Origin of the sequence: Hydrogenophaga sp. (assembly GCF_025699295.1) — a bacterium.
Lineage (GTDB): Bacteria > Pseudomonadota > Gammaproteobacteria > Burkholderiales > Burkholderiaceae_C > Hydrogenophaga.
On the sequence record NZ_JAILWB010000025.1, the window covers coordinates 17,322 to 39,760 of the forward strand.

General features: G+C 68.5%; 22 protein-coding genes. 10 read left to right on the forward strand and 12 right to left on the reverse strand.

Features of this window, described 5'->3' with window-relative positions:
- The first annotated feature begins 73 nt into the window (after window positions 1–73).
- The 6 genes from K5880_RS20970 (at window position 74) to K5880_RS20995 (ending at window position 7,174) form a co-directional block, all read left to right on the forward strand.
- Window positions 74–748: an FCD domain-containing protein gene (locus tag K5880_RS20970; protein ID WP_297657141.1), complete on the forward strand. Its 675-nt coding sequence runs from the start codon at window positions 74–76 to the stop codon at window positions 746–748.
- A gap of 23 nt (window positions 749–771) precedes the next feature.
- A complete protein-coding gene (locus tag K5880_RS20975) occupies window positions 772–1,305 on the forward strand; it encodes a dihydrofolate reductase family protein (RefSeq protein WP_297657144.1) in 534 nt (177 codons plus the stop codon).
- Between the two features lie 69 nt (window positions 1,306–1,374).
- Window positions 1,375–2,337 carry an aldo/keto reductase gene (locus K5880_RS20980; RefSeq protein WP_297657147.1) on the forward strand — a complete coding sequence of 321 codons (963 nt, stop codon included), beginning with the start codon at window positions 1,375–1,377 and terminating at the stop codon, window positions 2,335–2,337.
- A gap of 249 nt (window positions 2,338–2,586) precedes the next feature.
- Entirely contained in the window at window positions 2,587–5,517 is a 2,931-nt protein-coding gene (locus tag K5880_RS20985; RefSeq protein WP_297657150.1) for a GMC oxidoreductase, read from the forward strand.
- Window positions 5,518–5,628: 111 nt separating this feature from the next.
- A complete protein-coding gene (locus K5880_RS20990) occupies window positions 5,629–6,300 on the forward strand; it encodes a DUF6064 family protein (protein ID WP_297657153.1) in 672 nt (223 codons plus the stop codon).
- Window positions 6,301–6,358: 58 nt separating this feature from the next.
- The gene (locus K5880_RS20995; protein WP_297657156.1) at window positions 6,359–7,174 is read left to right on the forward strand and encodes an IclR family transcriptional regulator; all 816 of its coding nucleotides are present in this window, start codon (window positions 6,359–6,361) and stop codon (window positions 7,172–7,174) included.
- A gap of 4 nt (window positions 7,175–7,178) precedes the next feature.
- On the opposite strand, the gene K5880_RS21000 is transcribed toward K5880_RS20995, so the two are convergent.
- The 5 genes from K5880_RS21000 to K5880_RS21020 all read right to left on the reverse strand — a co-directional run bounded on the left by K5880_RS21000 (window position 7,179) and on the right by K5880_RS21020 (window position 12,741).
- Window positions 7,179–8,141, reverse strand: a complete 963-nt coding sequence (locus K5880_RS21000; RefSeq protein ID WP_297657159.1) for a tripartite tricarboxylate transporter substrate-binding protein — start codon at window positions 8,139–8,141, stop codon at window positions 7,179–7,181.
- Between the two features lie 21 nt (window positions 8,142–8,162).
- Window positions 8,163–9,374: a CaiB/BaiF CoA-transferase family protein gene (locus tag K5880_RS21005; RefSeq protein WP_297657162.1), complete on the reverse strand. Its 1,212-nt coding sequence runs from the start codon at window positions 9,372–9,374 to the stop codon at window positions 8,163–8,165.
- A 4-nt stretch (window positions 9,375–9,378) separates the two neighbouring features.
- Window positions 9,379–10,521 carry a MaoC family dehydratase N-terminal domain-containing protein gene (locus K5880_RS21010; RefSeq protein WP_366883370.1) on the reverse strand — a complete coding sequence of 381 codons (1,143 nt, stop codon included), beginning with the start codon at window positions 10,519–10,521 and terminating at the stop codon, window positions 9,379–9,381.
- A gap of 40 nt (window positions 10,522–10,561) precedes the next feature.
- Window positions 10,562–12,124 (reverse strand): acyl-CoA synthetase, encoded by a 1,563-nt coding sequence (locus K5880_RS21015; protein WP_297657168.1) that lies wholly within the window; start codon window positions 12,122–12,124, stop codon window positions 10,562–10,564.
- A 131-nt stretch (window positions 12,125–12,255) separates the two neighbouring features.
- A complete protein-coding gene (locus K5880_RS21020) occupies window positions 12,256–12,741 on the reverse strand; it encodes a PaaI family thioesterase (protein ID WP_297657171.1) in 486 nt (161 codons plus the stop codon).
- A gap of 237 nt (window positions 12,742–12,978) precedes the next feature.
- On the opposite strand from K5880_RS21020, the gene K5880_RS21025 reads away from it, so the two are divergent.
- Genes K5880_RS21025 through K5880_RS21040 form a run of 4 tightly spaced genes read left to right on the forward strand, consistent with a single transcriptional unit; the run spans window position 12,979 to window position 16,893 of the window.
- Window positions 12,979–14,316 carry an NAD(P)/FAD-dependent oxidoreductase gene (locus K5880_RS21025; RefSeq protein WP_297657174.1) on the forward strand — a complete coding sequence of 446 codons (1,338 nt, stop codon included), beginning with the start codon at window positions 12,979–12,981 and terminating at the stop codon, window positions 14,314–14,316.
- Window positions 14,313–15,326: a hypothetical protein gene (locus K5880_RS21030; RefSeq protein WP_297657176.1), complete on the forward strand. Its 1,014-nt coding sequence runs from the start codon at window positions 14,313–14,315 to the stop codon at window positions 15,324–15,326. The genes K5880_RS21025 and K5880_RS21030 overlap by 4 nt, the downstream gene beginning before the upstream one ends.
- Window positions 15,323–16,120, forward strand: a complete 798-nt coding sequence (locus K5880_RS21035) for a lysophospholipid acyltransferase family protein (protein WP_297657178.1) — start codon at window positions 15,323–15,325, stop codon at window positions 16,118–16,120. Before K5880_RS21030 ends, K5880_RS21035 begins: the two co-directional genes overlap by 4 nt.
- A 5-nt stretch (window positions 16,121–16,125) precedes the next feature.
- Window positions 16,126–16,893 (forward strand): glycosyltransferase family 2 protein, encoded by a 768-nt coding sequence (locus K5880_RS21040; RefSeq protein WP_297657180.1) that lies wholly within the window; start codon window positions 16,126–16,128, stop codon window positions 16,891–16,893.
- Between the two features lie 10 nt (window positions 16,894–16,903).
- Here the strand turns inward: K5880_RS21040 and K5880_RS21045 are convergent, their stop codons facing one another.
- The 7 genes from K5880_RS21045 to K5880_RS21075 form a co-directional block, all read right to left on the reverse strand.
- Complete coding sequence (locus tag K5880_RS21045; RefSeq protein ID WP_297657182.1) at window positions 16,904–17,209, reverse strand: addiction module antidote protein; 306 nt, start codon at window positions 17,207–17,209, stop codon at window positions 16,904–16,906.
- Complete coding sequence (locus K5880_RS21050) at window positions 17,206–17,508, reverse strand: type II toxin-antitoxin system RelE/ParE family toxin (RefSeq protein WP_297657184.1); 303 nt, start codon at window positions 17,506–17,508, stop codon at window positions 17,206–17,208. Before K5880_RS21050 ends, K5880_RS21045 begins: the two co-directional genes overlap by 4 nt.
- A 506-nt stretch (window positions 17,509–18,014) precedes the next feature.
- Complete coding sequence (locus K5880_RS21055; RefSeq protein WP_297657186.1) at window positions 18,015–19,115, reverse strand: phospholipase A; 1,101 nt, start codon at window positions 19,113–19,115, stop codon at window positions 18,015–18,017.
- An 11-nt stretch (window positions 19,116–19,126) separates the two neighbouring features.
- Window positions 19,127–19,858 carry a 3-oxoacyl-ACP reductase FabG gene (gene fabG, locus K5880_RS21060; RefSeq protein WP_297657188.1) on the reverse strand — a complete coding sequence of 244 codons (732 nt, stop codon included), beginning with the start codon at window positions 19,856–19,858 and terminating at the stop codon, window positions 19,127–19,129.
- Window positions 19,859–19,884: 26 nt separating this feature from the next.
- Complete coding sequence (locus K5880_RS21065; RefSeq protein WP_297657191.1) at window positions 19,885–20,337, reverse strand: hotdog family protein; 453 nt, start codon at window positions 20,335–20,337, stop codon at window positions 19,885–19,887.
- Between the two features lie 6 nt (window positions 20,338–20,343).
- A complete protein-coding gene (locus K5880_RS21070; protein WP_297657194.1) occupies window positions 20,344–21,228 on the reverse strand; it encodes a beta-ketoacyl synthase chain length factor in 885 nt (294 codons plus the stop codon).
- Window positions 21,225–22,421 carry a beta-ketoacyl-[acyl-carrier-protein] synthase family protein gene (locus K5880_RS21075; RefSeq protein WP_297657197.1) on the reverse strand — a complete coding sequence of 399 codons (1,197 nt, stop codon included), beginning with the start codon at window positions 22,419–22,421 and terminating at the stop codon, window positions 21,225–21,227. Before K5880_RS21075 ends, K5880_RS21070 begins: the two co-directional genes overlap by 4 nt.
- Between the last annotated feature and the right edge of the window lie 18 nt (window positions 22,422–22,439).

Here is a 22,439-nt window from a genome sequence, read left to right on the forward strand (position 1 = left end):
ATCGAAGATGTATCTTCGAACAAAGAATCTATTCTTTTATCATTGGTACATTCCCTCATACAATCGCGCTGCCATGACCGCCACCGCCAAAACCACCCAGGCCGACGCCGTCTTCCAGCTGATCCGCGCGGAGATCCTGGAAGGCCGCCTGCTGCCCGGTGCCAAGCTCAACATCAAGGCGCTGGAACAGCGCTTCGAGGTCAGCCTGGGCGCGATCCGAGAAGCCCTCTCGCGCCTGGGTGCCGAGGGCATGGTGATCGCCGAGGCGCACCGCGGCTACCGCGTGTCACCGGTCAGCAAGGAAGAGCTGCTGGACCTCACGCGCACGCGCGTCGAGCTCGAATCGCTCTGCCTGCGCAAGGCCATGGAGCACGGCGACGTGGAATGGGAGATCCGCATCGTCGCGGCCGCGCACCGCATGGAGCGGCTGCAGGACATCCCCTCGGACGAAGAAGCGCGCAAGGCCCCTGCCTGGAACCAGGCCCACGCCGCGTTCCACGAAGCGCTGGTCAGCGCCTGCCCCAGCGTCTGGCTGCTGCGCATGCGCGAACTGCTCTACGCGCAGAGCGAACGCTACCGACTGCTCTCGGTGCCGCTGGACACCGACCACGACCGCGACGTGAAGGCCGAACACAAGCGCCTGGTGGACGCCGTGCTCAAGCGCGACGAGGCCGCCGCGCTCAAGGCGCTGGAGGAACACTTCTTCGCCACGGTGCAGATCATCCTGAGGTCGCCGCTGCTGAAGTAAGACCACACAACGAAAGGCACGTGATGGCCAAGCTCGTATTCGGAATGAACCAGTCGCTTGACGGCTACGTCGACCACATGGCGTTCGCGCCAGGCCCCGCGCTCTTTCGCCACTTCATCGAACAGGCCCAGGCGCAGGCGGGCAGCGTCTACGGTCGCCGGATGTACGAGGTCATGCGCTACTGGGACGACGAACATCCCGAGTGGGGCGAAGACGAGCACGCCTTCGCCGCGGCGTGGCGGCGCCAGCCGAAATGGGTGGTCTCGCGCACCCTGCAATCGGTCGGCCCCAACGCCACGCTGGTTCGTGAAGATGATCTTGAGAAAACGATCCGCGAGCTCAAGGTCGGGCGGGACGGAGAAATCGAAGTCGCCGGCCCGGACCTGGCGCACAGCCTCACCGGACTGGGCCTGATCGATGAATACCGCATCTACCTGCACCCCGTCGTGCTGGGCAGTGGCAGGCCCTACTTCGCTGGCGCGCGGCCGCCACTGCGCCTGGTGGCCCACGAACCCCTGGGCGAGGACGTGATCAGGCTGACCTACGTGCCTGCCTGACCCAGGTGGAACTCCTCCCCCCACCCCGCATCCCACCGTCTTTCACGAAGCACATACCGTGAGGGCGGCATGAACACCACGGCAATCCCGGCACGGCTCGGCAGCAGCAACCGTCGCCAATGGCTGGTCGGCACGGCGCTGGCGGCAGCGGCATGGCCCGCGCTGGCACAGACGCAGCAGGCGCGGGCGAACGCCGGCAGCGGCACGCTCATCACGCGCCGCATCCCCTCCAGCGGCGAGGCCTTGCCGGTTGTGGGCCTGGGCAGCTGGATCACCTTCAACGTCGGCAACGACCTGGCCGCGCGCGACGCCTGCGCCGAGGTGGTGCGCGCCTTCTTCGAGGCGGGCGGGCGCGTGATCGACAGCTCGCCCATGTACGGTTCGTCGCAACCCGTGATCGGCCACGCGCTGGCGAAGCTGGGTCACCCGGCCGCGCTGTTCTCGGCCGAGAAGGTGTGGGTGGGCGACGCGGCGCGCGGCGCGGCGCAGATGGAGGCCTCGCGCACTTTCTGGGGCGTGCCGCGTTTCGACCTGATGCAGGTGCACAACCTGCTGGGCTGGGAAGCGCACCTGCCGCGCCTGTTCGAGATGAAGGCACGCGGCCAGCTGCGGTATGTGGGGATCACCACCTCGGACGGCCGGCGCCACGCCGAGCTGGAACGCATCATGCGCACGCAGCGCATCGACTTCGTGCAGCTCACCCACAACCTGCTGGACCGCGAGGCCGAGCAGCGCCTGCTGCCGCTGGCGCAGGAGCGCGGCATCGCGGTGCTGGCGAACCGGCCGTTTCGCGAAGGCGCGCTGCTGGACCAGCTGGCGTGCCACAAGCTGCCCGGCTGGGCGGCCGACATCGGCTGCGACAACTGGGCGCAGGTGGCGCTGAAGTTCATCGTCTCGCACCCGGCCGTGACCTGCGCCATTCCCGCCACCAGCCAGGTGGCGCACCTGCGGCAGAACATGGGTGCGGCACGCGGCGCCCTGCCGGATGCCGCGCTGCGCGCGCGCATGGCGCGCGACGTGGCGGCGCTGTAGGCTCACCCCCACAAGCGCAAGGTGGATCTGCCGGCCCGGGCTGGGTGGTCGCTCCGTCGGGCATGCATCCACAGGCCAGTACACTTTGGATGCAGCGTATGCGGCCGCCACCCTCAGTGCGTCCGAAAGTGAAAACACCCAGGAGCGGCGTGTCCATTGCACGGATCCCGGCACGCTTGTGTGATCGATGGATTGCGCTCGCAGTCACGCAGCGGGTCGAGCAGGTGCAACTGGAGAACGGGGCGGAAAATGATTGAGGACTTTGACAGCCTGGCAGGGATCAGCGAGGTGTCTTGCGACCTCTGCATCGTTGGCACGGGCCCGGCCGGTCTCGCCGTCGCGACCTCGCTCGCGAACACGCAGCTGGATGTCCTGGTGCTCGAAACCGGCGGGGAACACCATGAGCCCCGGTCCGAGGCCCTGTCCGAGTTTGAGTCTATCGGTGCTCGCCGCGCGAGCCACATGTCCGTTCGAAGACGCATCTTCGGCGGGACCTCCGTGCTCTGGAGCGGGCGCTGCGTCCCGTTTGCGCCGACAGATTACCAACCGCGCGCGTGGGTACCGAACAGCGGCTGGCCCATTGACGCCGCAGGCGTCGCGCCGTACCTGGATCGTGCCGGTGCGCTGCTCGGCACGGGCCCAGCGGTTTTTGACGATCGCCTATGGCAAATGCTGAACAAGCGCGCGCCGCAACCTGCCTGGGATCCTGCCAAGTTCGAGTGGCAGTATTTCCAGGCGAGCCTGCCTGGCGACAGCGTGCGACGGCAGGTGCCGAGTGCAGAAGACCACAGCTTCGAGAACCTGGATGCCTTGATGCACAGTGGTGCGCCCGCCGCCATCGACGTGGCGCAAGCCTCCCGACGGACCCTCGCTGAAGCGCCCAACATCCGTGTCTGGCTGCACGCGCACGTCAGAAGCGTGAACAGCGAATCCGATGGGAGCACGGTCACCGGAGTGACGATACAACGCACGGGAGGCGGGCTCACCCAGGTGAGGGCACGGGCGGTGGTCCTGGCCTGCGGGGGCATCGACAACGCGCGATTGTTGATGCTGTCCGACGAGCACGCGCCGGGCGGACTCGGAAACGCCCACGATCAGGTTGGCCGCTATCTCATGGACCATCACTACGCCGCGATCGGCACCGTGACCGGCGAAGCGCGACGGCTGCGCTCGAGATTCCGGCAGCTGTGGTTCGACCAGCACGGCCGACGGCACGTGTACGTCACCGGCGCCAGCCTGTCGGGACAACGCCAGCACGAGGAGCAGCTCACCCGTGGAACGGTGTATCTGTTCGAGCATGTGCATGCGCCCGCGCCCGTTTCTTCGCTGGGCTCGGTTCTGCGCGCCTTGCGCGGCGGGCGGTCAGGCACCGTCGATCACGCCGACCTGGGCAATCTGGGACGCCATCCGCTCCGTTTGCTGGAGGGAATCCATGATCGCTACGTGGCGAGGCGGCCCGCATTCACGCTGACGAGCCAGGTCGATATTGGCTGCAACGTGGAGCAGGTACCCGACGCGCAGAGCCGGGTGACGCTGAGCGAGCGCGTGGATGAATACGGACAGCGGCTGGCGCGCATCGACTGGCGGATGCACGAAGTCGAGCGGCTGACGTATGCAGCGTGCGCGCGGCTGATCGAGGAGGAATGCAGGAGGTTGCAACTGGAGAGCCCGCGGATGGCACCCTGGCTGCGCGATCCCGAGGCCGACTGGCGCTCGCATCTTCACGACATGGCCCATCCGATGGGTACGACCCGCATGAGCGCGAGCCCGGAGAGCGGTGTCGTCGACGCGAACTGTGCAGTGCACGGCACGCGCGGGCTTTACGTCGCTGGAAGCTCGGTGTTTGCGACCGGCGGCACCAGCAACCCGACCTTGCTCATTGCGGCACTGGGTTTTCGACTGGCCGACCACCTGCGCAAGGCGCTGCAGACAACACCAACCCTGAAAGGGCCTCTGAAAATGCCAACACCCGATCAGCCCGTTGCGACCTCCAGTCGCGAACGCATCAAAGTGGGCATGGTGGGCGCCGGCGACCGGGTGAAGCACATTTACGGCCCGGTGCTGAAGGCGTTGAGTGATCGCATCGAGGTTTCGGGATTTTTTACGCGCGATCCGGCGAAAGGAGAGGCGTTCGCCGCTTCATCGGGCTGGCCTTGGTTTGCATCGCTCGACGATCTCATCCGGGGTGCACAGCCGGCATTCCTCATCGTCGCGGTCAATGGCGCAGCGAATACCGGGGTGCTGTACGACGCCATCGGACGCGGACTTCCGATATTGGCCGAGACGCCCATCGCATGGGACGAACGCTCGGCGCGCGGCATCGTCGACTTCGCCGCAAAGCGTGGTGTTCAGGTGGGGGTTGCCGAACAGTTCCCGAATCTTCCCGTCGAAGCGCTCAAGCTGAAGTTGATCAGCCTCGGCGTTTTGGGATCGATCACGTCCGCCATCAATGAATTTGCGACCTTCGACTACCACGGTATCGCGCAACTGCGCGCCTATCTCGGCGGTCATCGACAAGCCGTTTCGGCAACCGCCGTCGAGCACGACTTCGGCAGAACCGGCGTCATCGATGGCGTCACACCGCCAATTTCGGCGTTGGCATGGCCGGAGCGCTGGTTGCTCGGGACGGTGAAACATGCCGACGGAGCGCTGCTGGTGCACAACTACTCGTCCGGCTACTCCGTGTTGCCGACGCGTCCTCAAGGACGCCTGCTCGTGCACGGCGAGTGCGGAAGCCTGGTCGACAACCACCTCATCGTCGTCAACCGGCGCACCGGGGAAACACATCGAAGTGAGATGCGGCGCGATGTCGTCGATGGTGAAGGCGGCACGCTGCTGCGCGGTGTTTCAGTGGACGCCCCGGAGTTCGGTGCAGTCGAATGGCGCAATCCGTTTGCCCAGCACGCGCTGAGTGACGAGCAGATCGCCGTCGCCACCCATGTCGCAGCGATGATCGAGGTCGCCTGCGAGGGCGCCTTGCCGCTTTACCCCGCAGCTTCGGCTTTGCAGGACATCGAGTATCTGCGAGCCTTGTCGTACTCGGCGCGGCGCGCAGGAGCACCCGTCGGGTTTCCGGTTGCGAGTCGCTATCAGCAGGTCCGGATCGCCCTGTCACCCGGCCGCCTGGGTCAACTCGCCTCGAAGGTCTCGGGCAAACTGGGCAAGCGCGTTGCGACGTGAACCCGCCACACCGGGTGGCATCGGGCAGCCCCTTCGCCCGGGGCCGCGCGACGACCGCTTCCGGAGCATCCACACCATCGCGCGCGACGTGGCGGCGCTGCAGGCCCGCCCATGAGCGAGTGGTGGAGCTACCGGCCGGTCGATTTCCTGATGTTCGCGCCGCGCACGTACTGGCGGCTGTTCGAGTTGCAGAACGCGGCGTGGTGGCCGTGGCATGTGCTGCCCATGCTGCTGGCGCTGGCGCTCGCCGTGGGTCTGTGGCGCGGTGGCCCGCGTGCACTGCGCCTGGGCACGGCCGGCCTGGCGCTGGCCTGGGCTTTTGTGGCGTGGTCATTTCTCTGGCAGCGCTATGCGCCGATCAACTGGGCCGCGACGCACCTGGCCTGGGCGTTCGCGGCACAGGCGCTGGGCCTGCTCGCGCTTTCGGCCAGCGGCGCCTTGTTGCCGACCACGGCCGCGCTGCGCCGCCGCACCGGCACGGCGCTGCTGCTGTGGGCCGCGCTGGCGCACCCGGCGCTCGCGGCGGTGTTCCACCGGCCCTGGACGCAGGCCGAGGTGATCGGCCTCGCACCCGACCCGACGGCGATCGCCACGCTGGGCCTGCTGCTCTGCGCCGATGCGCAAGCCTTCGGCCCGCGCGCCCTGCTGTGGGCCTTGCGCGCCGTGGCACTGGCCGCGTGCCTGGTGAGCGCGGCCACGCTGGCCGTCATGGACAGCGCGCAGGCCGGCGTGTTGATTGCCGCCGCGCTGCTGGCGGGCGTGGCATGCTGGCGCGGGCCTTGAGCCCGCCATCGCGTCCAAAACGCTGCACTATCATGCGGGACCGATACGGACCCGCCCCATGCCGACCCAGCGCACGCAGACCCCGCCCCCCGCCACAACACCCCGGACGAAGCCCGTGCGCGTGCGGCAGGTGCCGGCCGTCAGCCGCTCCATCGCCATCCTGCGCCTGCTGGGCGATGCCAAACAAGGCCTGGGCGTGAAGGCGATTGCCGACACGCTGGAACTGGTGCCCAGCACCTGCCTGCACATCCTGCGCGTGCTGGTCAGCGAAGACCTGGTGCGCGTCGACCCGGCGACCAAGCGCTACACGCTCTCGGGCGGCATGATCAGCCTGGCGCGCAGCGTGCTGGCGGGCAGCGGCTTCGCGCAGCTGGTCCAGCCGGCGCTGGACCGCCTGGCGTCCTCGCATGGCGTGACAGCGATGGGCGTGGAGATCACCGCCCGCCAGGGCGTGGTGGTGCTGGCCCTGTCCAAGTCCAGCCAGCCGTTTCGCCTGCATACCGACGTGGGCAGCCAGTTCAACCACCTCGTCAGCGCCACCGGCCGCCTGATCGCGGCCCACGGCGGCGAGAACTGGACCGAGCTGCGCAAGCGGTTCAATGCCATCGAATGGGACAAGGCGCCCAGCTTCGAGACCTGGAAGAAGGAAGTCGAGCTCGCCCGCACACGGGGCTGGGCGGTGGACCGCGATCACTTCATCAGCGGCCTGACCGTGGTGGCCGTGCCGATCTTCGACACGGCGGGGCGCATGACGAACACGCTGGTGGCCGCGGGTCTGTCCAGCCACCTGAACGTGCCAACGACCGCGCGGATCGCGGCCCTGATGCAGCAGGAAGCCCGGGCCATCACGGACGTGATGCAGGCCCGGGGCTGACGCCTCAATCCATCGTGATGCCGGCGGCCTTGATGATGGGCTGCCACTTCTGGCGCTCGGCTTTCGCAAACTCGCTCAGCTGGGCCGGCGTGCCACCGGCGGGGTCGAAGCCCAGTTCCAGCAGGCGCTGACGGGTCTCCGGGCGCGCCAGCGCCTTGTTCATCGCGGCGTTCCAGAAGCTGATCACGGGCGCGGGCGTGCCTTTGGGGGCATAGAGCGCATTCCAGGCCACCACCTCGAAGCCCGCCACACCCTGCTCGGCCACGGGCTTGACGCCGGGCGCCAGACCACTGGGCTTGCCGGACGTCACCGCCAGCGCGCGCACCTTGCCGGCGGCCAGCTGGGTCTTCAGCGCGGTCGGCGTGTCCACAATGACCGGCACCTGGCCGCCGAGCACATCGGTCATGGCGTTGCCCGAACCCTTGTAGGGCACGCCGAACAGCGGCGCGCCACTGCTGCTCTTGAGCAGTTCGAGCACCAGGCGGGCCGTGGTGCTGGGCAGTGCCACGTCGGCCTCGCGCGAGTTCTTGCGTGCCACCGCCAGCAGGTCGCTGATCGATGTCAGCGAGGAGCCCGTGTTCACCGCCACCACCATCGGGAAGGTGCCCACGAGCGCGATCGGCTCGAAGGCCTTTTCCGCGTCGAAGGGCAACTTCGAATAGAGGAACTGGTTGAGCGCATGGGTGGCGTTGGTGCCCATGGTCAGCGTGTAGCCATCGGCCTCGGCCTGCGCGGCCAGATCGGTGCCCAGATTGCCGCCAGCGCCCGGGCGGTTGTCGATCACGATGGGCTGGCCGATGTCTTTCGATATCTGCTCGGCCAGGTAGCGCGTGGCGATGTCCGTGCCCTGGCCGGCCGAGTAGGCCACGAGAATGCGGACGGGTTTGTTCGGGTAGGCCTGTGCCTGCGCGGGCGGCAGCGCGAACAGGGTAGAGCTCAGGCCGAGAAGGGCGGATAGCAGTCTCATGGTTTTGTCTCCTGGGTTGATTTATGACTGACAGTGGGGATCGGGCGCAGCACCTGAGCGACTCAGGTGCCGTGCCTCCTCGCGGGAGAAACCCAGGTCGGCCAGTATGGCGCTGGCGTCCTGGGCGAAACCGGGTGGGGCACGGCCGGGCTCGCCCGGCGTGCCCGACAGGCACATGGGTGAGCGCACGCCGGTGTAATCGCCGCGCCGCACCACGATCTGGCGGTGTTCGGCGTGCGGATGCGCCAGCGCCTGGGGCAGCGAGGACACCACGCCGGCCGGCACACCCGCGCGCATGAGCGATTCGCACAGCGGCGCGCAGGCCTGCTGCACCGTGGCCGCCTCGATCGCCTGCTTGAGCACGGCGCGGTGGCTCACGCGCGCCGCGTTCGAGGCAAAGCGCTCGTCGGCCAGGAGCTCGTCGAGCCCGACCAGGCCGCAGAAGCGGCGGAACTGCACGTCGTTGACGATGCCGAGAAAGATCTCGCCGTCGCTGGCCTGGAATTTTTCGTAGGGTGCGATGTTCGGGTGCGCGCTGCCCAGCAGCTCGGGGGCGTCGCCCGACGCGAACCAGTTCGACGCCTGCGGCAGCAGCAGGCTCAGCGCGGTGTCGAACAGCGCCGCCTCCACGCGCTGGCCGTTGCCGGTGCGTGTGCGGGCGTGCACCGCCATCAGGATGCCGGAGAGGGCCACGTAACCCGTGAGGTGGTCGACCACCGGAATGCCGATGCGCGTGGCGCCGCTGGCAGGGTCACCGTTGACGCTCATCAGGCCGCACAGCGCCTGCAGCACCGCGTCGTAGCCCGGCAGGCCGCCGAGCGGGCCGTCGCGGCCGAAGCCGGTGATGCTGCAGTAGACCAGGCGCGGGTAGCGCGCCGCCAGCGCCTGCTCGTAGCCCAGGCCCCAGCGCTCCATGGTGCCGGGCAGGAAGTTCTCCACCAGCACGTCGGCGTCGTCCAGCAGTCGGTGCAGCACCTCCTGCGCCTGCGGCTTCGACAGATCCAGGCTGATGGAGCGCTTGCCGCGATTGAGCGCGGCGAAGTAGGCCGCGCTGCCGGCGCTGTCGAAGGGGGGCCCCAGCCGGCGCGTCTCGTCACCGGCGGGTGGCTCGACCTTGATCACGTCGGCGCCATGGTCCGCGAGGATCTGCGTGCACAGCGGCCCGGCCAGGACCCGCGTGAGGTCGACGACCTTCAGGCCCTGCAGCGCGCCGCCTTCGGTGGGCGACGTCATGGGCTTACTTGCCCCGCGCCGGCAGCACCACCACGCCGCTGCCCACCACCGACAGCTCGCCGTCCTGGTTGCGCGCTTCCTGCTCGATCTCGACCAGGTGCTTGCCGTCTTCCACGTACTTGCGCTTGACCTTGCCCTTGATGAACAGCATGTCGCCCTCGGGGTTGTGGCGGCGGATCTTGCAGCTGGCCTTGTGCAGGAAGCCGGTGTCGCCCATCCAGTTGGTCAGGTGGTGCGTGAGCCACGAGGTGCGTTCCGGGCCGTAGTCGTAGGCGCCGGGCGCGCCCACCTCCAGCGCGAAGTCCTCTTCCCAGTGCACGCGCTCGGGCACGTCCGGAATGCCGAAGCGGTTCTTGATGCCGACGCCGGGGTGGGCGTCGATGAGCTTCCACGCCATCTTGTTGGCCTTGATGTAGAGGCCGCCCCAGCCCTGGGCGTAGGCGATGAAGCCGGTCACCGTCATCGGTCCCTTGAACATGGTCGGCAGGTCCTCGCCCTCCTTCACGTCCTCCCAGTAGCGTGGCGTGGCACCACGTACTTCTTCGCCGCGGTAGAGCTTGTAGGCCTCGCCCAGCTCTTCGTCGGTGTAGCGGCGCGGTTCGCGCGCGCGCACGTCCTTGTACTTGGTGCCCTGCTCGCGGGCGTGGTCGCGTTCGGTGCGGAAGCACCAGCTGTCGGCCTCGGCCACCTTGTCGCCCTGCTGGTTGAAGAAGTCGACGTGGTAGATCTGCTGCACGGCACGGCCCGCGAAGCGCGTCTGGTGCTCGACCAGGTCTTTCAGGTGCGCCTCGGTGTGGATCTCGTCGTTGCGGCGCACCGGCTTGTGCCAGGTCCAGTCCGAACCCGACCACATGGCGTGCACGCCCGGCAGGCCACCGACGTAGCCCGAGACGATGCGGCTGGTGGAGAACAGGAAACTGGGCAGCGCGACGATGCCGCCGTAGTGCGACTTGGCCGCGTACTCGGGGTCGCACCACAGCGGGTTGTCGTCGCCGATGCCGTGCGCGTAGTGACGGATGTTGTCGCGCGTGGCCTCGAAGCACCAGGGCTCGGCCATCTGGGTGATCTTGACGCCCAGGCGCTGGCGCAGTTCGTCGAGGCCGCTCTCGGTGATCTTGGGAAAGCTGCGCTGCGGCAGGTCGGACATGTCGGACATGGATGTGTCTCCAGTGGGTGATGAAACGGGGTTAATAAAGGGCGACCGCGGCAGCGGCCATCTCGCGCTCCCGCAGGACCTTGCGATGCACCTTGCCGGCGGGCGTCTTGGGCAGTTCGGCGACGAAGGCCACATGGCGGGGGAACTCGTGCTGGCTGAGCTTGGTGCGCACCAGCGTCTGTATTTCATCGACGAAGGCCTCGCTGGCCGCGCGTTCGCTGACCACGAAGGCCTTGACGACCTGGCCGCGCAGTTCGTCCGGCACGCCGATCGCGGCCGCCTCCAGCACGTCGGGGTGCATGAGCATCACGTTCTCGATCTCGACCGCGCTCATGGTCCAGCCCGCCGAGATGATCACGTCGTCGGCGCGGCCACCGTGGTGGAAGTAGCCGTCCGCGTCCACGCGCCCGAGGTCCTTGGTGGGAATCCACGCGCCACGGCGCTGGACCATGAGCTGGCCCGTTTCACCGGGCGCGCACGCGCGGCCCTGCGCGTCGTGCACCTCGATGAGCGTGCCCGGCACGGGCTTGCCGAGCGAGCCGCGCTTGACGGCGAAGTCCGGCGCGCCGGGGTAGCTCACCAGCACCACGCCAATCTCGGTCGTACCGTACATGCTGCAGACCTCGATGCCGAAGGTCTCCGAGATGAAGCGCGAGGTCTCGTCGTCGATCGGCTCGCCGGTGAACGACAGCTTCTCGAAACTGAACTGGTGCTGGCCGGCCTGGCCGCAGTTCTTCATCATGCGGTAGTGGGTCGCCGCGGCGGACATGTTGGTGAAGCGGTGCGTGCTCAGTGCCTGAAGCAGGCGTTCGGGCTTGAAGCGGCCGCTGTAGGCGCCGATGGTCAGGCCCAGCGCGAGCGGCGCGAGCGTGCCGTGCCACAGGCCATGGCCCCAGGCCGGCGAGGACGGACAGAAGAAGCGGTCGCCCGGTCGCAGGCCGGTGCCGTAAAGGGCGGCCACCATCAGCGTGACGAGGGCGCGGTGCGTGTGCTTCACGGCCTCGGGCAGCTCGCGCGTCGTGCCCGAGGTGTACTGGAACACCGCCAGGTCATCAGCGCGGGTCTTCACTGCGTAGGAGGTGGGCAGCGCCTGAAGGCTGCGGGCGAAATCCGCGTCGTACACCACGGTGTCGGTGCCTTCGATGGCGCGCGCCATGTCGGCCTTGTGCTCGTTGGTGATCAACAGGCGCGGGCGGCAGTCGTTGACGCGCAGGCGGATGCCGTCGGGCCCGAACAGCGTGAACATCGGCACCGCGATCGCACCGCGCTTGATGACGCCGAACATGGCCGTGTAGAAGGCGCGCGAGGGCTCCAGCATGATCGCCACGCGGTCGCCCGGCTGCACGCCGCGCTGCTCCAGGAAGTGCGCGAAGCGCGAGGAATCCGCCGCCAGCTCCGCAAAGCCCAGCACCTCGTCTTCCCCTTCGGCATGGACCACGATGACCGCGTCGCGGCCGCTGTCCGCGTGGCGGTCGACACATTCGTGCGCGATGTTGAGGTGCTCGCGGTTGCCGTCAAACAGCTCCCACAGACGCTCGGACGAGAAATTCGCCTGCGCGTCGGCGTAGCTCGTGTAGTCGGTCAGTCGTTTCATGTGTCTCGCTCTTCGGATGGGTTGAACGCAGTTTCGGCGTGTTGCGCATTTTTGTCAATAGGCACATACGTTTGTATATAGACAAACAGAATCCGGGCAAAAAAAAGGAACCTGCAACGCAGGCCTCCAATTCAGCGAACGCCAGGCAGCACCTTGAGGATGGCCTGCGCCACCAGCACCGGCTGCTCGTCGGCGTGCACCTGGCCCCGCAGGAAAATCAGGCCGCCTGTGCGGTGCGTCACCTGCGCCCGCGCCTGGGCGAACTGCCCTTCGCGCACCGCGCCCTGGAACTGCGTGTCCAGTTGCAGGGTGACACAGGCCGCGCGGTCGCTGGCCTCCCAGGCCACGGTGCTGATGGCGTGATCCAGCAGGGTGACGAGCGCGCCACCGTGCGCGCGCGCAGCGGGGTTCAGGTGCCGCGCCTCGCACAGCAGGCCATAGACCCAGCCCGCATCCTCGCGCCGCGTCCACAAGGGGCCGGCCTGCCCGATGAAGCCAGGCAGGTCGCGCATGCGCCAGCCCATGGATGCCAGGCGTTGCCGGGTGTCGTCGGGGTTCATCGGGTCGGTCTCCTGGAAGGTGATGATCGAGTGTGTGACCGAGCGGTTATCGATCACAATTTTTTATGCGCATATTATGTTGTCCATAGACAATTAGTATGAATTGAGCCCATGGACCGTGATCTGTGTCGACTTGCCGCGCACCAGAACACGCCTGTTCTGTAGGCCCCGTCCGACGCGTTCGGGGGGCGTACCTCCGCTTACATGTGCGGGTGTACGCTCGGTACAATTTTTCGACCGTCCACACACCGACGCTGCGGGCCCGCGCACACTGGCGGTCCCTGGCGCGTTCACATGAGCCAAAACACCCAGGGAATCGAACGCCACACCTGTGACGTTCTCGTGATCGGCGGCGGGCCCGCCGGCTCCACCGTGGCGCCCTTGCTGGCGCAAAAAGGCCACCGCGTGGTGCTGCTGGAAAAAGCGCACCACCCACGCTTTCACATCGGCGAATCGTTGCTGCCGGCCAACCTGCCGCTGCTCGAGCGCCTGGGCGTGGCCGACGAGGTGCGCGCCATCGGGCAGTACAAACCCGGCGCCGAATTCGTCTCGCCCCACCACGACCACACACAGACCTTCGAGTTCGCCGACGCCTGGGACAAGTCCATGCCCTACGCCTACCAGGTCCGGCGCGCGGAGTTCGACGAGATCCTGATCCGCAACGCGCAGCGCCAGGGTGCCGAGGTGCACGAAGGCTGCCAGGCGCGTTCGGTGGAATTCCTGCCCGACCAGTCGGTGCGCGTGCACGCCCGGTACGACGATGGCCGCGAGACCGTGTGGGACGCGAAGTTCCTGGTCGACGCCTCGGGGCGCGACACTTTTCTGGCGTCCCGTCTCAAGATCAAGGAGCGCAACCCGCGCCACAACAGCGCGGCGGTGTACGGCCATTTCGCCAACGCCCGGCGCAACACCGGCGAGGCCGAAGGCAACATCACCATCTTCTGGTTCGACCACGGCTGGTTCTGGTTCATCCCGCTCACCGGCGGCGCCACCAGCGTGGGCATGGTCACCTGGCCGTATCACATGAAGACCCGCCAGGGCCGCAGCGTGCAGCAGTTCCTGATGGACAACGTGGCCACGTGCGCGGGCCTGGCCGAGCGCCTGAAGGACGCCAGCCTGCTCGGTCCGGTGGAGGCCACCGGCAACTTCTCCTATTCCGCGCAGCGCAACCACGGCAGCAACTACCTGATGCTGGGCGACGCCTACACCTTCATCGACCCGGTGTTTTCCTCGGGCGTGTGGCTGGCCATGAACGGCGGCGAGCTGGGCGCGCAGACCATTGACACCTGCCTGCGCGAGCCGGCCCGGGCACGCGCCGCGCTCAGGCACTTCGACCGCCAGAGCCGCCACGGCCCCCGCGCGTTCTCCTGGTTCATCTACCGCGTGACCAACCCCATCATGCGCGACTTCTTCATGGGCCCGCGCAACCTCTTCCGCGTCAAGGAGGCCCTGCTCTCCACGCTGGCCGGCGACGTGTATGGCGGTGCGCCGATCGGGCGTTCGCTGCTGGCCTTCAAGCTGCTGTACTACGCGGCCAATCTCGCGCAGCCGCGGCGCGCTTTCGCTGCCTGGCGCAAGCGCCGCTTCAACGTTAGCCCGACCGACGAGGCCGCGCAGGCCCACCCATCGTGAACCTGCGCCACGAAACCCGGCCCGCCACGGACGGCAGCGCCCGCGGCGACACGCTGGGCGGCATCGCCATCGGTGACTTCAAGCACGCACCGCCCGCCGTGGCCTGGCCGCGGCAGGCCTTGCGTGCGCGAGTGCTCGGCGGCGGCGCGGCGCAGCTGCACGAATGCTGGCGGGCCGACGGCGCCCTGCAGGAAGGCCACAGCCAGGGCATCCACTGGCGACGCACGGCCGGGCTGCTGTTCGGCGTGATTGAGCTCGACGAAGACAGCGCCGCACCAGCGCGCGCGGACGAGACACCGCTGCAGGCCACCAGCCGGGTGCTGTACGAACGCCTCTTCGCCCTGCTGCGCGCGCAGCGTTTGCCGCACCTGTGGCGCGTGTGGAACTACCTCGCGCGCATCAACGAGGAGACGCACGGCCTGGAGCGCTACCGCCAGTTCAACCTCGGCCGGTTCGCGGCTTTCGTGCAGGCGCAGCGCGAGACCGGCGGCCAGGTGCCCGCGGCGTGCGCCATCGGCGTGCGGCATGGCCCGCTGTCCGTGGCCTTCCTGGCCGGCAGCACGCCCCTGGTGCCGCTGGAGAACCCGCGCCAGCTCAGCGCCTGGCGCTACCCCGCGCAGTACGGCCCGCGCGCGCCCACCTTCTCGCGCGCCGCGCTGGCCTACCCCGACGGGCAGGAGGCGCTGTTCATCTCCGGCACCGCCAGCATCGTGGGCCACGAAACGCTGCACGCGGGTGACGTGGCCGCGCAGTGCCGCGAGACCGTGCGCAACCTCGACACGATGGTCCAGCAGGCCAACCGCCAGGCCCGCTCGGCGCGGCCGTTCGCGCTCGCCGGCCTGAGCCACCGCGCCTACGTGCGCCACGCGTCGGATGCCGACGCCGTGCAGCGCACGCTGCAGCCGCTGCTGGGTGACGCGCCGCTGGTCTGCGTGCAGGCCGACATCTGCCGCACCGACCTGCTGGTGGAAATCGAATCGCAGGGCGTCCAGCCGCTGCCCTCGGCATGAACACCTCCGCACGCCCCGCCACATCCCTGCTGTGGGGCCTGTACGAGCACGTCGCCATGGTGGTGGGCCTGGCCTCGCTGGCCGTGGTCTGCCTGAGCTGGACGCCGCTGGCGCTGCTGCTGTACCCGGTGCTGCCGCACCGCTTCGGCCGCTGGCTCGGGCGCCAGGCCATCATGCGCGGCTTCCGGCTGTACGTGGGCATCCTGCGCACGCTGTGCGCCTGCCGCTTCGACCTCTCGGCCCTCGATGCGCTGCGCGACCAGGGTCCGATGGTGATCGCCGCCAACCACCCCAGCCTGCTCGACGCCGTGCTGATCACCTCCCGCCTGCCCGACGCGGTGTGCGTGATGAAGGCCGAGCTGATGGACAACCCGCTGTTCGGCGCCGGTGCGCGGCTGGCGCGCTACGTGCGCAACGACAACCTGCTGGGCGCGGTGCTGCGCTGCCGCGCCGAACTGCGCCAGGGCGCGCAGGTGGTGATCTTTCCCGAAGGCACGCGCACGCGGAACTACCCGGCCAACCCGCTCAACCCGCTGCTGCGCTCGACCGCGCTGATTGCCACACGCGCGCGCGTGCCGGTGCAGACGCTGATCGTCGAGTTCTCCAGCCCCTACCTGGGCAAGGGCTGGCCGCTGTGGCGCCGCCCGCAGCTGCCACTGACCTGTACCATCCGCCTCGGCCACCGCTTCGAGGCACCGCGCAACGCGCGCGACTTCACCGCCGAACTGGAGGCCTACTTCCGCCGCGAACTCGGCCCCGACCATCCCCCTGCCACAGCGAGGGCCGCCGCCTGACCCCCATGCCCCAGCCCCCCGCCGCCAGCCCCACGCACCTGGTGCTCATCCCCAGCTACAACCCGGGTCGCAAGGTGCTGGAGACGGTGCGTGCCGCGCGCGCGCACTGGACGCCGGTGTGGGTGGTGGTCGACGGCAGCACCGACGGCTCGGCCGACTGGCTCACCACCGAAGCCGCGACCGACCCCGGCCTGCGCGTGATCGTGCTGCCGCACAACCGGGGCAAGGGCGCGGCCGTGCTGGAAGGCATCACGCGCGCCGCGCAGGCCGGCTTCAGCCACGCGCTGACCATGGACTCCGACGGCCAGCACCCCGAGACCCTGATCCCCACGTTCATGGCCGCCTCACAGGCCGCGCCCGACGCCATGGTGCTGGGCAAACCCGTGTTCGGCCCCGAAGCGCCCGCGCTGCGCGTGAACGGGCGCAAGGTCTCCAACGGCTGGGCCAACCTGGAAACCCTGGGCATGGGCATCGGCGACTCGCTCTACGGCTTCCGCGTCTACCCCATCGCCGCGCTGATGCGCGTGATGCACGGCACCCGCTTCATGCGCCGCTTCGACTTCGACCCCGAAGCCGTCGTGCGCCTATGCTGGGCCGGCGTGCGCCCGATCAACATCGACGCCCCGGTGCGCTACTTCTCACCGGCCGAAGGCGGCGTATCCCACTTCAAGTACCTGCGCGACAACCTGCTGCTGAGCTGGATGCACACGCGCTTGTTCATCGGCTTCGTGCTGCGCCTGCCGCTGCTGGTGTGGCGGCGGGTGGTGGGGTGATGGACTGTCCTCAGGCAGGCTGGGCCGCGAATTTGACCCCCAGCGCGCGCGCCACCTTCATCACGGTTTCAAAGCGGGGTTTTGCGCCGGGCGCAAGCGCCTTGTAGAGGCTCTCGCGGCCCAGACCCGCGTCCTTGGCCACCTGCGCCATCCCCTTGGCTCGAGCCACGTCACTGAGCGCGAGAAGCAGCAGGTCGGGATCGTCGGCTTCGAGCACGGCCGTCATGTACTCGGCAATGGCCTCGTCGTCGTCGAGGTACCGGGCCGCATCGAACGCGACCAGCTTGAGCGGGGTTTTGGTCTTGGCTTTTGTCACAGGTCGTCTCCCAGTTCGGATGCCAGCTTCAAGGCATGGCGGATGTCTCGCTTCTGACTCGACTTGTCGCCCGCGTTGAGCATGACGACGATCACCCTTCCACGGCGGACGAAGTAGAGCCGGTAGCCCGGCCCGTAGTGCACCCTCATTTCAGAGACATCGCCCTCGACAGACCGCCAGTCCCCGAGGTTGCCGGCTTCGGCCTGCCGCAGGCGCGCCGCGATGCGGATCTGAGCCCGTTTGTCCTTCAGGGTATCGAGCCAGTCAGCGAACTCTTCGGTCTGAAGGACAGAGAACATGGACGGAATGTATCTAATCGGATACTGTTTGTCAAGCTTCCTCAGCCGAACCGCTCCCGGAGGCCCACGCAAGACTCGCCGACGAAGACCAGCGTGCGAGCGCGCACCGCTGAGTGACAGGACATTACTGGGACTATCAAACTACGAGTGAGGTACGTTCGCTTGCCTGTAGTCATAAACCTTCTGGGCGAGGTCTGGGACTTCGATGGTTTCCCGTCCGAAGGATGTTCGCTCTTCATCAGAAAGATGAATGACCAGCGATCCTTCTGCGAAGACACCTTCGGCGAATACCCCCTATGCAAAGACTCCTGATGTTTCCTCACGCTAGCTACGGATTGATGACGGGTGGCTGCAAAGTGCTTCATGCCATTTGATTGATCGAAATCACGTGCCCGCTCGCATAAGCCCCCATGTCGGAAGCCAGAAACGCCACCGGCTCGACCACTTCACCCGCGCTGCCGGCGCGCTGCATGGGCACCAGGCGTTTGATGGTGCCTGCCGCGCCATCAGAACTGCAGAAAACTCACCCCCGCCCCCAGGCTGGTCTGCCGGAAGTTGTAATCCGACAGCGTTTCGCCATAGCCGTTGAAGAGCTGCACGTACCAGCGAAGCCCGTTGGGCTGATCTCGGGACACGGGGTACGTCCATTCGAGCGAACTGCCTCCGCTGTTTTCACTGCGCAGGTTGCTGCGGTGATGCAGTGACACGGTGTGCAACCCGCTCGCCCAACCGAGGGTGAACTCGGCCTTGCCGCGGTACGCCAGGAGATCGGGGTTGTTGTCGTTCTCGATGCGCTCCCGCAGGCGCCGATTGAGTCTGGTGGTGAAAGTCCAGTTTCCGCGCTCGAATCCGGCGCCGAGGTAGACGCGGTTCCAGCTTCGAGACAAGGGGTCTGACTGCCCGTTCGACTGGTGCGCCAGGCCCAGCTGCGAGAAACGCCATTGCCAGCCGAACGGCCATGCGCGAAGGCCCGGTGCGGTGGGCACCACATAGATCAGTTCGGGCTGGTAATCGGTGTTGCGAAAGGGTCGTGATTCCGCGTGGTTGTAGACCTGCCACAGGGTCTGCATGGTGAAAGCGCCCCACAGATCGGCGCCCGCAAAACCGACGTTCTGCAGGAGCTTGGTACGCAGCGACAGCTGGAACTTCGCCTCTTCCCGGCGGTTGTCGGGCACCGAAACAGCCGCCTGCGTCGGCGACCGGGGTGCGCGGTTGACGCGCGACGTGACGTGCAGGGGCAGCACATAGTTCGGTTGGTAGCCCACGAAATTGAACACACCGCGCTTGTCGGCGGGGTCCAGCTCCCAGAATTTCGAGAGCAGGCTGCTGGATGGGGTCGGTGATGGTGCGGGGGCCGGAGGCAGAGGCCCGCCCGACTGCGTGAGCAGCGAGGGCACTTCGGCTTCTGTGCCGGGCAACGGCTGCATGGCCGCCGGCGCCGTGGGGGCCGGTGCCCGGCCGGCCAGCTTGTCGTAGCAGTTGAGGCGGTCCGTCGCAGCGCCAATGAGGGCGCACTGCTCCAGCGAGGCCGCCCCGTCGGCGGGCCCCTGCGCAGCGGCGCCGGTGGCGAGGCCGCACAGCGCGATAAGCGTCGCACAGCGTGGCATGGCGCGGGGCGTCAGCACATGCCGCCGTTGATCGACAGAACCTGCCCGCTGATGTAGGCCGCCTTGTCGGATGCGAGGAACCCCACCAGCTCGGCCACTTCGTCAGCGCGGCCGGCCCGTTGCATGGGCACCAGGCGTTTGATGGTGTCGGCGTCGAAGCTGCCGGCGCTCATGTCGGTGTCGATGATGCCGGGAGCCACGGCGTTGACGGTGATGCCGCGGGTGGCGAGTTCGAAGGCGAGGGACTTGGTGGCCGCGTGCAGCGCGCCCTTGGCGGCGGCGTAGTTCACCTGGCCCTTGTTGCCCATGACGCCGGCGATGGAGGTGATGCTGATGATGCGGCCCCAGCGCGTGCGCAGCATGGGCAGCGAAAGGGGCTGCGTGACGTTGAAGAAGCCGTTGAGGGACACGTCCATCACGCGGTCCCACTGCTCGCCGCTCATGCCGGGGAAGACGGCATCGTCGTGGATGCCGGCGTTGTTCACCACGATCTGCACCGCGCCGGCTTCGAGCAGCGCGGCCAGCGCGGCGGCGCAGCGCTCGCGGTCGGTCACGTCGAACGCCACGGCCTGGGCACTGCCGCCGGCGTCGCGGATCTCGCGCGCGAGCAGGCTGGCTTTGTCCAGCGCGCGGTGGGCGTGCACGATGACGTGGTGCCCGTCGGCAGCGAGGCGGCGACAGATTGCCGCGCCGATGCCGCCGCTGCCACCGGTGACGAGTGCGCGCTTGATGTCGTTCTCCATGTCGGTGTCCCGGTTCGTTCGTTGTTTCAGAGCGCGTCCGCGTCCAGCACCACGGCAGCGCGCCCTTCGAGCAGGCAGCGGTCTCCGTGGTGCACGGCGAAGCGGTAGAGCACGTGGTTCGCATCCCCCGAGACGCGCTCGGCGCGCACGGCCAGCGCGCCGGGCAGGTCGTCCAGCCGGTCCACGTGCAGGGTGACGCCGCGCACGCTGGTGAGGTAGCCCTGGCGCGGCGCGGCGTCAGTGCCGGCCACCAGCGCGCCGTGCACCGCCATGGCCTGCGCCGCGTACTCGATGCCGCAGGCCGCGCCCAGGCGGCCGGCCTCTCGCAGCGGGTGGGCCGGGTCGGTGTGGCCGACGGCACGGCACACGATGTGTTCGCCGGACCAGTCCGTCACCGCATCCAGCAGGCACATGCTGCCCTGATGGGGGATGCGCGCGGCGATCCAGGCGTGGTCCAGGGCGTGCGGGTTCATGTTCATGCGGGTTCAGCCGGCGTCCAGCTGCACCACCAGTTGCAGCCCGGGCAGGTAGTCCAGGCAGACCTCGCCGTGGCGGCCTTGCGCGAGCGCCTCCAGCAGGGGCAGCGCACGCAGCGCGGGAATGGCCGCGCGCAGGGGTTCGAGCGCGGCGTGGCCCCAGGGCGGCGCGGGGGCGTCGGTCGTCCAGGCGGTGATTCGCGCCAGCGCCTGCGGCGAGCGCTGTGGCTCCAGCCGCAGTGCCACGCCAGCACAGTCGGGAACGGGCCGCTTCGCGTACAGGGGTTCGGGGTATTCGCTGTCGTAGGCAATCAGCAGCGTGGGCTGCCGGTCCAGCGCGACCTGGGCCAGCGCGTCGACCAGACCGGCGCCGAAGCTGCCGTCGAACGCGCAGAGCACCTGGCAGGGCGCCATGGATTTCGTGGCGATGCCCCAGTAACCGGCGGGTGCGTTGTGCACCGAGTTGTGGAACCGCGTGGGCGAGATGTGGCGGTCGTCGGTGGCGAGCTGTTCGCACAGCGCGTGGCAGTTGTGGCCGTCGGCGCCCGAGGCGCTGAACACCGTGGCCAGTTGCGCCACGTCGGCGCCGGCCGCGGCTTCCAGGCCGATGCCCAGCGCGAGCTTGATGACGCGGCTGGCGCGGCGCCGCTCGGCCGGTGGCAGGATGGCCGGGGCCGGCAGCACCGACGGCGCCGGTACCCAGGGCTGTTCGCCGCGCAGCACGGCGCGCGCGCCGGGCCAGTCGGGCAGGCCGGGGGCAATGAAGCCCACGCCGGTGATCCACGCGGCAAGTGGAGCGTGGGGGCTCTGCCGATCCGGCGCCGGGCCGTCCCAAGCCGGATCAGCCCCCCCGGGGGGCAGCGACCCGCGCAGCGGTGGAGCGTGGGGGCTCATGTCGTCCTCCGGCCGAACACCAGGCTGCAGTTGCTGCCACCGAAACCGAACGAATTGCTGAGCGCGTGACGCAGCGGCGCCGCCGCGCCGCGCAGCTGGTAGTTCAGCGGGCCCAGCGCGGGGTCGAGCGCGCGCGTGCCCGCGCTGCCGGGCAGGAAATCATCGACCAGTGCCAGCGCACACAGCGCGGCCTCCAGCGCGCCGGCCGCGCCCAGGGTGTGGCCGGTGGCGCCCTTGGTGGACGAGCAGGGCACACGCGAGCCGAACACGGCCGTCACGGCCTTGCTCTCGGCGCTGTCGTTGGCCGGTGTGGCCGTGCCATGCAGGTTGATGTAGTCGATGGCGTCGGCGCCGAGCCCGGCCGAGCGCAACGCGGCCTGCATGGCCATCTGCGCGCCCAGACCCTCGGGGTGCGGCGCGGACATGTGGTACGCGTCACTGGATTCGCCCGCGCCCAGCAACCACACCGCGTGGTCAGCGCCGGCGCCATCGCGCTCAAGCAGCGCGTAGGCCGCGGCTTCGCCGATGGAGATGCCGTCGCGCCCGGCGTCGCAAGGGCGGCAGGGTTCGGCCGAGGTGAGTTCGAGCGAGGCGAAGCCGTGCAGCGTGGTCAGGCACAACGAATCGACACCGCCGACCAGCGCGGCGTCGATGGTGCCCAGTTCGATCTGGCGCGCGGCGGCGGCAAATACCTTGGCGCTGGACGAGCAGGCGGTCGAGATGGTGGCGCCCATGCCGGTGATGCCCAGGTGCTCGCGCAGCAGCTCGGTCAGCGAATAGGGGTTGTGCGTGGCGGCGTAGTGGAAGGCCGCGGGCAGCGCGCCGGTGGCCGGATCGCGTTCGCGGTAGGCCAGTTCGGTCTGCAGGATGCCGGAAGTACTGGTGCCCATGAACACGCCGACACGGCCGGCGCCGTAGCGCGCCACGGCCGCGCGCACGCGCGACTCGAAGCCGTCGGCCTGCAACGCCAGCAGGGCCAGGCGGTTGTTGCGGCATTCGTAGACGGCCAGCGCGGCGGGCAACGGATGCGCGTCCACGCCATCGACCTCGCCCACCCAGGTTGGCAGCTTGACGGTCTCGAAGGCGCAGGGCCGCAGGCCGCTGCGGCCTTCGTGCAGTGCCACGCGGTGGGCGTCAAGCCCCACGCCCAGGCAGGAGGTGGCGGTGGTGGCGGACAGCAGCAGGGGCTTCACGGGAGGACTCGAAAAACG